This window comes from Bacillus sp. FSL H8-0534 (genome assembly GCF_038005885.1).
GTDB classification, from domain to species: domain Bacteria; phylum Bacillota; class Bacilli; order Bacillales; family Bacillaceae_G; genus Bacillus_A; species Bacillus_A pseudomycoides.
In genome coordinates this window covers 5152629-5167920 of the sequence record NZ_JBBOUC010000001.1, presented here as the reverse complement: position 1 = coordinate 5167920, position 15292 = coordinate 5152629, and the positions used below count along the sequence as shown (strand labels likewise).

The following is a 15292-nucleotide window of genomic DNA, read 5'->3' as shown; positions in this document are numbered from 1 at the left end:
TACAAAATATTACAATTTGATTTCCACTATATTAAAATTACTCTTTTCTTTAAGAAATGTCTACACATATTTACTTAAAAAACTTAAGTTTGTAATGCCCCTCTTATTTAACCAGTATATACCAAATGATTATTCAAAAACAATTTTAATACATTAATATTTTGGAATTCTTCATAGGCAATTCTCATTTATAAAAACTTATCACAAATTCTCTTAAATACATTTGATGAAGCACCCTATTCAAAATAGGTATTTGCCGTGCCACCTATCCGCTCTTACACATACATTATGATGAATTCAAGCAAATTTAGAGAACGGAGGATGTTTATGTATCCCTATAATTCATATGCCCCCTACAACCTTTATAACTATCAACCATCATATGACGGGCAATCGCAATATCAACCATATATAGAACAAACAGAACAAATTGATCCATATGATCCAAATAGACAATTTCAAATTCCAATTTCCTTTCCAGGTAGTGGCGGCCGTCAGTTAGAAAGACGAGTAAATGAGCTAGAACAAAGAGTAAATCAACTTCAGCAGACAGTAGAACGTCATACACGTAGACTCAATCGATTAAATCAGCGTTTACGTACTGTAGAGAATCGACTAAACATTCCATTTTCAGCACTTGAGGATGGATTTTAAATTAGTAAAACAAAGAACTATATAGGAAGGGACTCTCCCTTCCTATATTTCAAATTAACAGATAGTAAGCCTCTGTTATCCGTTTTATTTTATTAAATTGACGAAAGTTTTCTCCATCTCTATACTGATAAGAGTCAATGAAATGAAACAAGGTGATAAATATGGATTTTGAAATAAACTTCCTCTCCTTCTATGTCGTACAAGTAGAAGGAAAAGGTGAACAAGCAGATAAGCGATATAAACATTTTCAAACGTTAGATGCTGAAGAATATGAGGACAGCCCATTAAAAGAGTTCTTAGATGGTGAATTATTAAAAATATCTAAACGAAAAGTAGAACGTCATGCAAAAACCGAACAAGCCCCAACAAAGATTGGTCGATTTATTGTAGAAACTGGGCACGAATTCGATTCCAACCCTCATTATAATTTATTTAATCGTATCCGTTTTGCAGAAACGAAAGAGAATTTTAAAGATATGAGTGAACCTCTCGTTTATACATATATCGATACAAGTGCAGTACGCGGTGGTATATTTTTAGTTACTCAAGCAAAACTGAGGAAATACTTTGACGATCCATTCGTATTCGTTATGAAGTGTGACTTCGAGCCAAAAGTTGCTTCCATTTCCGACGAAACAACACTTATTCGCAACGTTGAAATGGCAATTACGACAAAAAATATGAAATCTATTCAATACCCATACATGCCAGAAGAAGGCATTGTCGAGCCTGGCGAACTAAAAATCCACCAAGCATCACACGCACGCTACTTTGAGGATTTCTTAAAATTCGTCGAATACGAACGCTCTATGCCAGAAATTATGAAAACACAAGTTATGGACATGGTATACGACCAAATCGAAGACGTATTTGAAGAAGGTACGGAAGAACGAGAACAATTCGACCAAGCGATGGAAGTATGGGCCGCCAGTCCTAAGCGTGAAATTATGGAACATTTCACAACGGAAGAAGTAATGGAAGCTACAGCGCAAATTGTGGAGCATACCCCTGAGATAGAATTAAAGCTAAAGGCAGATCATATTTCTGTGAAGGCATTGCTTGCAGATTTTGGGGAACAGATTCATATTGCCAAGGTTAATGATAAATATGTACTAATGATTGAGGCGGATACACTTACGTTTGAGAAGGGATTCTCTCCTATTGAGTTTTTGAAGCCGGATGAGTTAGAGAAAGTAATGGAGCGGATTGCGAGTAAGACGTAAAATAAAAGAAATTTTAGTGTCACTAAAGCGACTTTTGTATTTGGTAATCTAAAAGTCAGCCCGTATAATCGTTAAAAACCCAGCCATTCTTCTTCAATTACTTCGAAGAAGTGGCTGGGTTTTTAATGACAAAATGGCTGGATTTTCAATTGACAAATACACTAGCTCCTCACATATGAGTTATCTATTCATTCTTCATACATACAAATTTCTTTAAGTCAGCTTTTACTTTGATTTGCTTTCTTTAAGTAAGAAATCGTTTGGTCTAAACCAAATGAGACGTCTGAAGCAGGCTTCCATTTTAATACTTCAATCGCTTTACTATTATTTAACTGGCTATGAAGAATTTCTCCTTTATAGATTGAGGCATCATTTCTTTTATTACGACGTTCCATACATGTTCTACATATCGCTTATAAAAGAGTGATAGATTCTTTCTATCTTTGAAATCATCCCACCTTGAGTTAGATGTTGTCGTGAATATTCCTGAGCATTTCTTCCTAAACGTTCACGAAGACTCTTATTTGCTAAAAGCAATTTAAGAGCATCGGAAAGTTGTTGTACATTTCCCGGTTCACAAATGATCCCTGTTTTTCCGTTTTGAATCATTTCTGGTATACCACCGCAATTTGTTGTAACAATAGCTTGACGAGAAAACATAGCTTCAATAATTGAAATCGGAAAATTATCGTTAATGGTAGGTAAGACATAGATAGCAGAAGAGGAAAGGATTTCTGGTATATCTGTTCTTCTGCCAAAGAACCTGATATTGTCGAGACCAAGTTGTAGTACTTGGTCTTCTAGTCTTTCTCTCATGACACCATCACCAACAATCCATATTTCTACATTAGATAAATCTTGTTGAATTTGCGAGAGCGCTTTGAGAAAAATGTCATGACCCTTTCTGGGAGAAAGGCGGGAAACACAGGAAATTACAAGATTATCATCATACTCTTGTTTAGGTATAGAAGCTTGATGAAAATGTATGCCTGTATGAACAGTAACCAGTTGTTCTATCTTTGCGCCATACTCTTTTAAAGGGGAATGAAAAGAATTACTGATCGTTATGATTTGATCAGATGCTCTTATTCCCTGTTTTTCAATTTCACTAAAATAAACTTCCTCAATTGATCCTTTTTTTATTTTATCGAACTTTAACCGGCTTTTTGTAAAATGTCCATGCGGTGTAAAAAAAAGAGGTTTCTTATATTCTAGATTTAGTTGTCCTAATAAAAAGGCAGAAAATAAATCTTGTGCATGAAACACATCATATTGTTCTAGACCTCTTCCTCTTAAGAAAGACTTATACACGTTCATGAAACTAGTGTTTTTTATAATTTTTTCATTAACTGTACCATATCGTTGCAGCAGAAAGTCCCTTGCATGTTCGGCAGCCTGCGGGATATCTTGCTCTAGATGAACTGCTGTCATTTGAGTAGGTGAGATGACATCTACGTCATGACCATACTTTTCAAAACCTGTTTTTAAGGAAGTAATATAATTTGATAACCCTCCAGTATTTGGATATCGCAAAAACGTTACGTAGAGGATCTTTAGTTTATTTGTTTTACTTGGTATGCGATTCTTTTTGATTCCAAATGTCTGAAATGGTTCCATTAAATGATTCTTTTTACTATCTATTTTATAGTATTCATCCATGACTTTTAGCAGGCTCGCATGGAAGGGACAGATGTATTCATTTCGCTCTTCCTTTATTGTATTCAGAAGCATCTCCTCCTAACTCTACTAATGTGAAAATTTTATTTATCTTATAAACCTAATTCTCTTCCCCAAGTTGAAACTCTTTCAAGATGATACGTTAATAGCTCGCCACCGCGGTTATCAAATATTCTTCGTAGCTGGGTATGCAATCCCTTTTCTAATGTTCTCTGCAAATACGCCATTTTATAAAGGTCAATTGGAGCCGTTTTAAATTGAATGCCATTCTTCTGCATTTGTTTTGTATATAATTTCACACAATGCGTGCGAATTTCTTCTGCATGGCTCTGCCAATCTTTTCTGAAACCTAATAATATTTCGACTAAAACAACCATATCAAACCAGACGGGTGCATATTTAATGGACTCCCAATCGATAAACTGGATGTTCCATGGTGCACCCGGTGTCACATTGTTGCTGCATATGTTTTGCATATGAAGATCACCATGCGTTATAGATGAACCATTTTCAAATAGTTTCGGGAAAAAATCCGGTCCCTTATGACATAGTTTTATTAACGGTTTATGATAGGGTTTAATGATCTCCCTTAACCGGTCGTCTTTCGCTGCGTCATCGAGAAAAGCAATCGTCTTTCCAATATATTTGGCTCGATTACTTCTCATGTGGCTTGATTCATAAATAGGAAGCCAAGATTTCCAAACATCTTTATGCTTTTTAAAATTGTCTTCAAATGTGTGTGCGTGAAGTTTGGCAACTGTGGGGATAATGTAGTCAAAATGTTTCGGGGAGAAGGTGATCTGGCCGCGTACTTGCTGAACAAATTCCATGAATATCCAGGTGTCATTTCCGTTTTTTTCAACATGGTATATTTGAGGAAGAAACTCTTTCAATATAGGATAAGCTCTCTGATATACATTAATCTCTACTTCATTTTTATAGTTTGTTGAATGATATATTTTTAAAATAATGGGATAATGATTCGTTTTCTTTCGAAGAGATAATTTGTAGATACTCATTCTTGTTGTTGATTTTAGACACTCGATTTTAGCAGGGTCTATTACAACCCTCTCGGCCATTGAATAAGAAAGCTTTTCTGAAATCTTCAACTTCTCAAAATGATGGAATAATACTTTTGCCTCGTACAACGTTTTCATTCCTTTCGTTTTTGTTTCCAGGCGTTCTTCAAATGAGACCACGCACTTCTAATGAATGGCATTGGATCATCCCATGCAAACAAAGCAAACTCTTTTTTGCCTCGCAAACCTTCATAAAAATCTTTCCACGTCATTTCAGCTCTTTTTTTCTTGTGACGGAACGTTAAATAATACCGCACAAGATAAATCCATTTGACACCGTCTATTTGTTTGAGCCTCGGCCCGGGGTTTTGCTTGGTTAAATATAAATAATACATATAAACAAAATCCACGCCAGCAGGTCCTGTCAAGCTATGCGTTAACCAAAAACGAGGATTTATTTCAATAAACTTATAAATCCCATCTCGGGGGTCCTTTTTAAACTCTGCCATACCAATACCTTTAAGGTTCATTTTTTTAAAAAATGGTAAACACATATCCACCAATTCTGGAACTTGTTTACTAACAATATGAGCTCCCGTTCCAAATTCAGCTGGGAATTGATGATTCTTTTGCAAAGAAAATAACGCTAGTAGCTCCATATTGTCGTCATAAAAAGTGGCCACTTTATAAAAATGCTGATTGTCGCCAGGAATGATTTCCTGAATGATGAGCTTTCCATGCTGTCGATACAATTCATACTCATTTCTTAGTTGATCTGGATCTTTTATGAATATGGCCTTTTTATTTATTTTTTTTCGAAACTCATGGCCCAAAGTCGGCTTTAATATACATGGGAAATCGAGGGCCAATATCGCTTCTTCCATTTGTTCTTTATGTTCGATCACATACGTTTTAGGACATGGAATATTATGCTTCACTGCTAATTCATACATTTTGTGTTTATCCAGTATTTCTTCAATCAGCGAATGTTCAGGAAACAAAAATAAATAGTAGTTAGACAGTTCCATTCGATATTTTGAAATGAACACCACATAATCATCCGCACCTGTATACAAAATCGGTTTCAGTTTAAATTCTTTAGCCAAATTGATTAAAAAAGTTAGTAATTCCTTTTCTTCTGATAAAGGACTTGGGCATACTCCACATGAAGCAAGACGTGATTTTCCTATCTTATAAGGTTTCTCTATATCGAACGCATAAACGTTGATCCCTTTTCTCGCTAAGCTTCTGATGATTCCGATTCCATTGGCACTTAAGTCCAGTACAACTGCTGCGTGTTCATGATTCATAGAATTCTTCCTCACTCAAATACTTTTTGTAGATCTTTTCAATATGAGCTGTCATTGTCTCTCTAGTTAAATGCTTTTTAGCAAAGTTTCTTGCATTTTCACCCAACTGCTCCCGATCTTGCTGATTTGCAATGACGAACTTTAATGCACGTGCCAGTTTATCTGTATCTCCTGGAGCGACTAGAATGCCTGTCTTGGAGTGATTCACCAATTCAGGTATGCCTCCCGATGTTGTCGAAATGACACAAGCTCCACTATGCATGGCCTCAATGATAGAAATAGGCAGGCTGTCGTTTAAGGTTGGAAGTACAAAAATATCGGTTTTGCTTAAAATGTTTGGCACATCATCCCTTGCCCCTAAAAACTTCACCATGGAAAGACCCAAAGAATCGACTTGCTTTTCTAAAGTGTCTCTCATCTCACCATCTCCGACAATGAGCACTTTAATGTTATCAGTATATTTTCTTTTCAGCTTTGAAAGTGCGTCAAATAATACATTATGGCCTTTTCTTGGGCCTAATCTTGCCACACATGTAATAACGACCTTCTTGTGTGCTGATGTATTTTTTGTGCGATACTTCTCAGGGTAATCAATGCCTGTAAGCACAGTTGTCATGTTCTCTTGTTTGGTCCCTAGCTGCATTAACGGATCACGAAATGAATCACTGAGAATGATGAGATGATTGGCAAATTCAATGGCCTTTCTTTCTAATGTTTTATAATAGACTTCTTCCAGCGAACCTTTTTTAAATATACCAAATTTCAGCCGGTTAAAGGTAAACATCCCATGGGGTGTAAACAACAAAGGTTTTCCGTAATATACATTGATTCTTCCTAATATATTCGCTGTAAACAAATCTTGCGCATGGAAGATATCATATTTTTTTAAGTCGATATTGTGAAGAAGCATCCTTTCATAGATATACATATGTCTGTGATTTTTCAAAATCATGCTATTATAACTTCCATAACGTGTATTAAAGAAATCTTTTAATCTGGGAACAATTACTTCACGCAGGGTCTCTACTTTACTCCGAGGAAATTGATTAGGGGAGATAATGTCAACTTGATGTCCTTGTTGTCTTAACCCTTCACTAAGTGCCGTAATATAATTAGATAAACCTCCAGTATGAGGATAGTCCCAAAACGTAGCAATTAATATAGAAAGGCTTTTCTTTCGGACCGTCTTTGGCCCTGTATTTGTATAACGTTCATACATTTCATTCTTCTTTTTTTGAAATGAGAACGAATGAATTCCAAAATATTTATCCATTTCTTTAATTACATAGGGATATGGAAACATAGGCTTCTTTTTCATCGCCATATCCTCCTTACCACTTCGAACGCTTCAGCGTATTGTACGCCAATCGTCATTCCTCTAACTCTTCCTAAATACTGAACTCCTTCATATGAACGAGGATGAGGAAAATCTCTCATTTCTACATCGTAATGTTTGAGCGCCGCAATCTTTGAATCCATTTGATCTGTAATGTCGACAAAATAATTAGCTTTGAAAGCCTTATCATTCGTGTGGATATTCCACTCACTAGAGGAAACCGTTTCAAATGTAATTAATTCTATCGGTTTTTGGTTCGGCAGAGGTCGAGTCGCGGTCAAAACCGCTTGAAAAGTAATTAAATGATCAATATTGACATCTCCATAATGGTGGGTGAAGATTTTACTCGGTTTATAGGTCTGTATTAATTGTTCTATTTCTTTCGTTAACTGATGCAGCGGAATTAATTCTAACTCTAAATTAGCATGCTCGAGGAATATCACTTCTTCAATACCAATTACCTTATTTGCACACCGGCTTAGCTGCTGTATGTGATGTGCTTCCTCTTTTCTTCCTAAAGCGGTAATGATTGAAATTACCCGATAGCCATTTTCTACTAGTCTTTTTAAAGTCCCGCCGGCTCCTAATAGCTCATCGTCAGGGTGAGCACCAATGACTAAAACACACTCTCTCATTATTTTTATCACTCCTTGTACTACTTAACTTATGATTGATGCTACAAAAAGAAACGGTCATTAGCGGAGAGCTTGCTCTATTGTTTATCATCTTTTAACAGTATTCCAACAGAAGTCCCCTTCCTTAAGCATGTGCAGGGCATGGCCCAGGTCGTTCGGTTTTTTATCTATGTTTCACCCATGTATTATAAGCAGAAGAAGGTATATTCTTCACATAGTTTAAAAAATCCTGTGACAGTCCAAATTTTTTAAACCCCTTTAATAATTTAATAGGAGCCTTGCTATTTGAGGTAAAAGCTCTTTTATGGTCAATAACTTTTAACTGACCTTCTTCATTTATTAAAACGTGTCTTACTTCCGTGTCCCATCTGGTAAATCCGATCTTTTTAAATTCATCCAACATTATTAATATTTTTTCAGTTAATTCTTCAGTGATCTGTTTTTCTTTTTTCAAGTGACGTGCAAGTGAAATTCCATGTATATACTCCATGACAATATAATTTTCTCCATATTCATAAAGTCGTGGAATAATAGGTGATGATTGTCCAATTACCAGAGCTTTCAACTCTTTTTTTCGAGTTTCTTCCAGGAAAAACATTTTCACACATTTATCATGAGTTAATTGATATACTTCTCCATCCTTCCCATCCCCAATGAGCTTATATTCCTTCAAGTCTCTTCTGCTTATTCTTCTTTTATTAAAGTATGTCTTCATTTGATCGCTCCTTAATAAGTATTTCGTGTTTTTGCACTAGTATTACCTCATATTCTATGATTCATCACTTACATATGTAACCTAGATTAATATATATTTTTATAACTTGATTCAATTCATATGGTTTTTTAATAGATATTATTTTTAAACCTTGAAATGCAATAAAGTGAAAGTTTGATCAGTGGGGGCTTCATCCCATTGCCATCAAGCTAAGAAATGCAAATATCCCCAAAACGAGAAATTTGTGCCTTTTATAGCAACGAAATTCATTTTTCTCATCTTGAGGTAGTTTATTTTTTAGATTGATAGAGATAAGGCGATTCCCGGGGGCGACTGACCCTATTAAACCGGTTGCCCCCGCTTAACATGGAATAAATACGTTATGTATTAAAAACCGACTCCTATTACATAGCCGGTTTCTTTTATTGCTTCACATACACTTAGTCTTCATTAGGAAACAGTAGGTAAAGTGATATTTGTAAAAATATTGTCTGAATCAACAAAGTTACGTATGTGATTTTTATTTGTATAGTATTTTAAATTCAGAGGTGTGGAGCCTGTATAAACAAACTCATTTCCTTCCAGAACTAGTTCATTCGCTGCATTAGCTGAGCCAGATGCTAATAAGGCACCAAAAGATGTATTGTTTATCGTGACTATACAATTTGCTGCTTTATAAATTGTATAGGGTCTGTTTGTATCTGATAAAAACAGATTATTTTTGGTATTGATAGTGATATCGCATTCTTCTAATGACGTGTATGATACTTGGTTGTCCACATTTGTAATACCGCATTCACAGGTCGTATCTATAAGCTTTGATTTAGTAACCTTAACGTTCATGGGGCATCCGTTAAACATATGATTTCTCAGCTCACAATTAATAAATTCTGATCTAGTGAATTCACAGACATCTACATTCTTAGGATTTGGATTTTCAGATCTGACTCGTAAGTTTTCGAATCTACAATTATCATACTCTTTCACTTTAAACGTCATTTCCTTTTGTATAGGGACAGATTTAAAGGTACATCTGCTTATTTTGTTTGCCTTTAGCCACGGTGCAGTAACTAGATTTTCTGTAAAAATAATGTAATTATTATCAAACGTGCAATTATCGCCCATTGCAATCATGTCAGGATTTACGTATTGATTGTTTGATAATGAAACCCTGTATGAATCACTAGTTACATTCATGATGCCACCTGTAAAGCTGTTGCCTTCGATATTCACAAACGCCGCACTGAAATTAGAAGTCATAAGGCCAATGTTGTTTTGACAGTTGTATAAGAAGTTATCCTTAATGTTTGCATGCACGAGAGAATACAAATTGATTGCAATATTATCAATGTTGTAAATGTGATTGTGCTCTATTAAAACATCGTAACACCCGACTAAGATACCATGATAACTACCGTAAATTTCGTTATCTTTTATCGTACAGCTTGCCCCATAACTATCTTCCATATTTATCGAATATCTAGTCGGGTCATTGAAAAGCGGTTTTCCATCCAAAAACCTAACCAAACCTTTTCCATTATCACGGATTTTATTGTTTACAATTTTGTTATAGCTACCACCTAAAGTAATACCGCCCCTATGCCCATTATATATTTCACACTTTTTCACTGTATTATGATGGGGAATCCCGCCAAACATAATAGTAATCTGCATATTCTTATTTGGGTTGGTTTCATTGTAATACTGCAATCTAAACCTAGTTGCAGTAACAGGAATAGAAATATCGGTATAAATTCGTCTTTTCTTCATAACCCCTATGAATTTGTTGCTATTGTCGTAAAAGAAGATGTCCAATTCTTTAGTATTTAAATTAGTTTTTCTAGCGTAGCCTGCGCCAGCTATAAGGAAAGAATTTATCTTTGGTGTTAAATCTTGAGGTATGTTTAACAGTTTTGTTATGAGTGTATTAGCCGAGGTGATTGGTTGTCCAGTTGTGTAATCTAAAGCACTTAATGTAAGTCCTTGATCAAATTCACCATAGTTATATATAGAATCTGAGCTAAATGAAACATTATCACCCATGTAATCGCGAACTGTACAATTTGTCATAGAACAATAACTTGAGCTTCTTTGAAAGAGAACTCCATATGTGTGCTCCATTGCTGCTTCTAAAGGATTCGAGAAACTCCTATCATCCCTACATCCAATGACGGTTCCGCCAAACAAATGAGAATTAGTGGTTTTGCTAAAAACAACACTATTTCCTTTAAAGTTGTAATAATCAGTGGTTGTTCTATTATCGAATGGTGATTTTTTGTTAGAATCATATATTACTTTTAATGTTGAACCATTTAAATTAAAGTCAATATTAGAAACCATAGCGATTTCACGAGGGTAACAGATCGCATAATTCCCCTTTGGAAGAATCACTTCAGCATAATTGTTAACCGCCGCAAATTGTAATGCACTGTTTATTCCCTGTATATTCTTATCAGCTTGTATATAATCAGCATCTGCATAGGGCTTGGTGGGCAATCCTTCTTTTATACCCCACTGATTTAGTTCAATTAAATAATCCAATTCCCTTCACCCCTTCATTTTCTTAAAATAGTATATTCATTGATAAAAGAAATCGTCCCTATAAAAGGAAACTGTTTTAAAAATCACTAAAATTTACAACCCTATTCATAAAAAAACAGTTAGGAGAAATAGAGATTCATCTGCATCGGCCGATAGAAGGAACGATCAAACAGTTGATTCTGAAACGCCAATCGAAGAGATGGTACGCTATTTTTAGTGTCGAAAGACAGGATGTACCTCCCTCTATTGATATAGAGAATGCAATTGGTATAGATGTAGGACTGAATCAATACGCTGTTCTTTCAAATAGAACGGTATTTGAAAATCCAAGATTTCTTCTGCAAAAAGAAAAACAACTGCGCAAAGCACAGCGTAACCTTTCGAAGAAAAAGAAGGACTCTGCGAACTATAAGAAGCAAGTAGAACGAATTCAGATCCTTCATGAAAAGGTAGCGAATCAAAGAAAAGATTTCTTACACAAATTAAGTTATCATCTCACGCAAATGTATTCGGTGATTTGTATAGAAAATCTTGATATTCGAAAGATGGTTCGGAATCGAAAAGTTTCGAAGTCGATCTCTGATGCAGGCTGGGGCACTTTTCGTAAGATGCTTTTGTATAAGTGTGAGAAATTTGGCAGTTTACTTGTGAGAGTAGACCCAGCGTACACATCACAAGATTGTTCTAGCTGTGGGAATCGTGTGGAAAAATCACTTTCGATTCGGACACATATTTGTACAAAGTGTGGAACAGTGTTAGACAGAGATTATAATGCAAGTCTCAACATTTTGCGAAAAGGATTAGAGCGATTACTTATGAGAACGACCGAAGAATGAAACTGTAGGGCAAGGTTGTGTCCAAACAGTATAAACGACGCCTGTGGAGAGTATGTAAGACTGCTTAGATTCCCAAGCAGCAACGCTCTATGAAACAGGAAGTCCCTTCTTCAAACAACTCGTAAGAGTGTTAAGGAGGGGGCATTCACAGACCAGTTTTATTTTACAATTACACCCTCTATTCCATATTATAGTTTTTATTGAGCGCTATTCTGTAGCGCTCTTTTATTTTTACTCACATCCCTTTGCCTCTACCTTGGTTACTATACATATCCGGACACGAAAACCTACTATTAGAATTCAAAAAGATGACATTTCTTCAATATATCCTATCAGGCTATTGTTTGTATAACTACTAGAACTGAAGAAAAGCAGTTAAATAAAATATATCAGAATTTAAGGGAGACAGCTCAAGGAGAATTGTCCGTAAGAAACAACTGATGAGAGGGGAATAATCACGGAAAATGCCGCACTTTCTTTAAAATGGACCGATATGGTTCGATCTTAAAGAAAAACTAAAAAAAGTACCTAGAATAAAAAAAAGGGAAATGACAAGAAAATAATGTTTTTTTCTCATCTTCACAGCATGTAAAAACTTTCTGTTCGTAAATATAATCATCGAAAAAAGAATACCACCTATTATCAAAGTAATAACTAACCCCATAACAATACCCACCCATTCTTCTACCATATCTGAGCAACCATTAAACAGACAATTGATTGAATAAACAGTTATTCCCCCCTAAAAGAGCATACCCAAAAAGAAAACCAAAAATAAAATTTAGAAGCACACTTATTACTAAGTACAATTTTTTCATCTATTCACCTCAAAAAATACGTGTATATAATCATTGTTATTCTAATTAAAGAAGCCTAACAAAAAAAACAATCCTTTATATATTCATTTACACGAACACTTTTAACTTTTGACTATGCATCATTTATTTTGTTATTTATCTCTTCTAACACTCGCAACTGCTGCTCACCTTTCTTTACAGCCATAGTAAAGTAATTTTGTAAAAGTCGTATTGTGTTATTATCAATATAATATCGTTCCGTTATATTCCCCCATGTCTTGCTATTTTGAAAATCATCCCAAGTAAATGGACTGTGTTCTTTTTTCTTTAATTCTTTAAATACCCATCTTTTCATTTTCTTTTTTGCTTTTTCAGTTAATAAACCATTCTTTACAAGTACGAGTTCTTCATTTCGTTTATACCGCTTATAAATATCCTTTTCCTTGAATACTTTAAGAAAGATATTCAAGGTGTTCTTAGCGTCTGCAAAGGCACGGTGCTGCTTTCCTTCCCATTCTAAAGAAAATTGTTCCACCGCAAATTTTAAACTTGGTGTATGTATAAATAGTTGATCATATGCTTGAAATACAAATTTTTGCAAATCAAATTTTCTCTCATCCTCTATATTAGGGCATTCTATATGATGTAGCTTACAATCTTGCGCAAGAAATTTATAGTCTTCCTTTCCCCATGTTATAAACATATAATCATCCCCAGCAAATTGAAGAAATCGCTCCATTACCTCTGGAAACACTTCTACCTCTTTTAAATCTTGCTTTGTAATGCCTGTTAATTTTGTTGTATGGCGGGTTAGAGGTGCGGTTGGTTTAACAAGTGAAGAAAATTGTCCTATTATACGCACTGTACTTGCTTCTACCTTGATTGCCCCAATATCAACCACTTCCAAGGGATCTTGCGATTTATAAGGTCGAAAATTCCGTTCAACATCAAAGACAATATAATATTTAGGTTCATTCAAGTCATATCCCTCTTCCTTATCTGATTATATTTTTAATTATATATTCCCCACTGTACAAATACACAAAACAAAATTTATAAAAAAGATCCCGAGATTATTTTTTGAATATTCAGATAAAAATAACTAAATTTTTTGTATATAGAGTAAGGCTTTAATCAGCGAGGTTGACTTTATCTCTCGCCTAGCTTCTTTGCTTTCGTCGAATGTTGCGGTGAGAGTATTATTGCACGCGAATAGCGGGATAAACATACATTCGAAAGAATGAAATGAATCAAGCACAATAAAAAAAAGAGAAGGGCAAGCCCTTCTCTTTTCAATTCAATTACTTCTTAACTACGTTAGTAGCTTGTGGTCCACGGTTACCTTGTTCTACTTCGAAAGTAACTTCTTGACCTTCTTCTAAAGTTTTGAATCCTTCGCCTTGGATAGCTGAGAAATGAACGAATACGTCTTCTCCGCCTTCAACTTCGATGAATCCGAAACCTTTTTCTGAGTTAAACCATTTTACTTTACCGTTTTGCATGAAAAAATCCTCCTACAATGTACCTATATGTACATATTCATTTTCGACCACTTTACAACAATAATAACGACATTAAAAAACTGCAACCGCAGAGGAGATTTAACATTGCTATCCTCTTCTGAAGTTACAGCTCATTTAAATCTCTATATTATTAAAAGTAAAATGGTTTATAATCACTATATCATATCGATATAATAAAAGTAAAGCTGAATTCTCTATTTTTTGTACATTTTACACAACATTTTTCTCCCAGGACTTCAACTTTAGAATTTCTCCACTAGTTGCCTATCAGCTACTAGGCGAGTTGGTTCTTACCTAGACTTTCACCAGTAAGCAATACTTAGCTTAACTGGGCACGCTATAAAAAAAGCACGAATGACTCTTCTTGTCATTCGTGCTCCTCTACTCTTATTTTTTAAAAATGCCAAATGGCTTTCCTACTGGTAATACAACTTTTCCGAAATGTGTATTTAATACAGCAGCTGCTGAACCATAGAAAGATAGTAATGAAATACATAGTTCAGAATACGCCGCTAAATTATGCATAGCATGTGGCATAACACCTAAAGTACTAAATGAAAGACCGATAAATAAGAAATCAATAAGTACAAAAATCATAAATAATACTTTATGTGTTTCCATTGCTCCAATAGTCATGAAAATTGTAAAAATTAGGTACCCAATAAATGCAACACCAAGTTGCTTTGGATCTACAGCTTGTGCCAGTTTTTCGCCAAATACACCAAGTTGAATTAACCATGATGTCCCAACACCTAACCAAAATAGACCATACGCACCAAAAGCAGTTGTACCGAACGTATTATTATGCTTTGCATCGTGAATGCAAGCAAAAAGTTGTGCAAATCCTCCTAAAAAGATTGCCCATGGTAATACAAATGAAACGCCATCAGTTAATCCTAGCTTTTGTGATGATGCTACAAGTGTTACCATTGCTAATCCAAATAGACCAATTCCAGATGGATCCGCTGTTGTCATTTTCACATGATGTGTAGTTTGATTACTCATAAAAACCTCCTGATTTTGAAC

The 15292-nt window shown here is 35.0% G+C and carries 14 protein-coding genes; 3 read left to right on the top strand and 11 right to left on the bottom strand.

Going from position 1 to position 15292, the window contains the following annotated elements:
• Positions 1-327: 327 nt before the first annotated feature.
• Both MHH71_RS26495 and MHH71_RS26490 read left to right on the top strand, forming a co-directional pair.
• Positions 328-654, top strand: a complete 327-nt coding sequence (locus MHH71_RS26495) for a hypothetical protein (protein WP_018767401.1) — start codon at positions 328-330, stop codon at positions 652-654.
• Positions 655-815: 161 nt separating this feature from the next.
• The gene (locus MHH71_RS26490; RefSeq protein ID WP_006095549.1) at positions 816-1877 is read left to right on the top strand and encodes a DUF3900 domain-containing protein; all 1062 of its coding nucleotides are present in this window, start codon (positions 816-818) and stop codon (positions 1875-1877) included.
• 218 nt (positions 1878-2095) lie between these two features.
• Here the strand turns inward: MHH71_RS26490 and MHH71_RS26485 are convergent, their stop codons facing one another.
• The 8 genes from MHH71_RS26485 to MHH71_RS26450 all read right to left on the bottom strand — a co-directional run bounded on the left by MHH71_RS26485 (position 2096) and on the right by MHH71_RS26450 (position 11110).
• Entirely contained in the window at positions 2096-2272 is a 177-nt protein-coding gene (locus tag MHH71_RS26485; RefSeq protein ID WP_006095548.1) for a hypothetical protein, read from the bottom strand.
• 7 nt (positions 2273-2279) lie between these two features.
• A complete protein-coding gene (locus MHH71_RS26480) occupies positions 2280-3608 on the bottom strand; it encodes a glycosyltransferase family 4 protein (RefSeq protein WP_006095547.1) in 1329 nt (442 codons plus the stop codon).
• Positions 3609-3646: 38 nt separating this feature from the next.
• Positions 3647-4702, bottom strand: coding sequence for a phosphotransferase (locus MHH71_RS26475; protein ID WP_006095546.1), 1056 nt, complete (start codon positions 4700-4702; stop codon positions 3647-3649).
• 5 nt (positions 4703-4707) lie between these two features.
• Positions 4708-5883 carry a carboxylate--amine ligase gene (locus tag MHH71_RS26470; protein WP_033799024.1) on the bottom strand — a complete coding sequence of 392 codons (1176 nt, stop codon included), beginning with the start codon at positions 5881-5883 and terminating at the stop codon, positions 4708-4710.
• A complete protein-coding gene (locus MHH71_RS26465; RefSeq protein ID WP_018781522.1) occupies positions 5873-7201 on the bottom strand; it encodes a glycosyltransferase family 4 protein in 1329 nt (442 codons plus the stop codon). The genes MHH71_RS26470 and MHH71_RS26465 overlap by 11 nt, the downstream gene beginning before the upstream one ends.
• Positions 7198-7854, bottom strand: a complete 657-nt coding sequence (locus tag MHH71_RS26460; protein ID WP_006095543.1) for a PIG-L deacetylase family protein — start codon at positions 7852-7854, stop codon at positions 7198-7200. Before MHH71_RS26460 ends, MHH71_RS26465 begins: the two co-directional genes overlap by 4 nt.
• A 163-nt stretch (positions 7855-8017) precedes the next feature.
• Positions 8018-8569 (bottom strand): AarF/UbiB family protein, encoded by a 552-nt coding sequence (locus MHH71_RS26455; RefSeq protein WP_006095542.1) that lies wholly within the window; start codon positions 8567-8569, stop codon positions 8018-8020.
• A 450-nt stretch (positions 8570-9019) separates the two neighbouring features.
• Positions 9020-11110 (bottom strand): right-handed parallel beta-helix repeat-containing protein, encoded by a 2091-nt coding sequence (locus tag MHH71_RS26450; protein WP_006095541.1) that lies wholly within the window; start codon positions 11108-11110, stop codon positions 9020-9022.
• Positions 11111-11217: 107 nt separating this feature from the next.
• Between MHH71_RS26450 and MHH71_RS26445 the strand changes: the two genes are divergently transcribed.
• A complete protein-coding gene (locus tag MHH71_RS26445) occupies positions 11218-11946 on the top strand; it encodes an RNA-guided endonuclease InsQ/TnpB family protein (protein WP_255261231.1) in 729 nt (242 codons plus the stop codon).
• Between the two features lie 930 nt (positions 11947-12876).
• On the opposite strand, the gene MHH71_RS26440 is transcribed toward MHH71_RS26445, so the two are convergent.
• The 3 genes from MHH71_RS26440 to MHH71_RS26430 all read right to left on the bottom strand — a co-directional run bounded on the left by MHH71_RS26440 (position 12877) and on the right by MHH71_RS26430 (position 15271).
• Positions 12877-13722 carry an exonuclease gene (locus MHH71_RS26440; RefSeq protein WP_033799023.1) on the bottom strand — a complete coding sequence of 282 codons (846 nt, stop codon included), beginning with the start codon at positions 13720-13722 and terminating at the stop codon, positions 12877-12879.
• A gap of 322 nt (positions 13723-14044) precedes the next feature.
• Positions 14045-14245: a cold shock-like protein CspB gene (gene cspB / locus MHH71_RS26435; RefSeq protein WP_003198964.1), complete on the bottom strand. Its 201-nt coding sequence runs from the start codon at positions 14243-14245 to the stop codon at positions 14045-14047.
• A 408-nt stretch (positions 14246-14653) separates the two neighbouring features.
• Positions 14654-15271 carry an acetate uptake transporter gene (locus MHH71_RS26430; RefSeq protein WP_003198966.1) on the bottom strand — a complete coding sequence of 206 codons (618 nt, stop codon included), beginning with the start codon at positions 15269-15271 and terminating at the stop codon, positions 14654-14656.
• Positions 15272-15292: the final 21 nt, after the last annotated feature.

What these genes read in the sequence shown, in the direction of transcription:
- MHH71_RS26485 (WP_006095548.1), bottom strand. Translation starts at nt 2,272, where the DNA reads ATGGAACGTCGTAATAAAAGAAATGATGCCTCAATCTATAAAGGAGAA.
- MHH71_RS26465 (WP_018781522.1), bottom strand. Translation starts at nt 7,201, where the DNA reads ATGAAAAAGAAGCCTATGTTTCCATATCCCTATGTAATTAAAGAAATG.
- MHH71_RS26490 (WP_006095549.1), top strand. Translation starts at nt 816, where the DNA reads ATGGATTTTGAAATAAACTTCCTCTCCTTCTATGTCGTACAAGTAGAA.
- MHH71_RS26480 (WP_006095547.1), bottom strand. Translation starts at nt 3,608, where the DNA reads ATGCTTCTGAATACAATAAAGGAAGAGCGAAATGAATACATCTGTCCC.
- MHH71_RS26470 (WP_033799024.1), bottom strand. Translation starts at nt 5,883, where the DNA reads ATGAATCATGAACACGCAGCAGTTGTACTGGACTTAAGTGCCAATGGA.
- MHH71_RS26430 (WP_003198966.1), bottom strand. Translation starts at nt 15,271, where the DNA reads ATGAGTAATCAAACTACACATCATGTGAAAATGACAACAGCGGATCCA.
- MHH71_RS26495 (WP_018767401.1), top strand. Translation starts at nt 328, where the DNA reads ATGTATCCCTATAATTCATATGCCCCCTACAACCTTTATAACTATCAA.
- cspB (WP_003198964.1), bottom strand. Translation starts at nt 14,245, where the DNA reads ATGCAAAACGGTAAAGTAAAATGGTTTAACTCAGAAAAAGGTTTCGGA.
- MHH71_RS26455 (WP_006095542.1), bottom strand. Translation starts at nt 8,569, where the DNA reads ATGAAGACATACTTTAATAAAAGAAGAATAAGCAGAAGAGACTTGAAG.
- MHH71_RS26460 (WP_006095543.1), bottom strand. Translation starts at nt 7,854, where the DNA reads ATGAGAGAGTGTGTTTTAGTCATTGGTGCTCACCCTGACGATGAGCTA.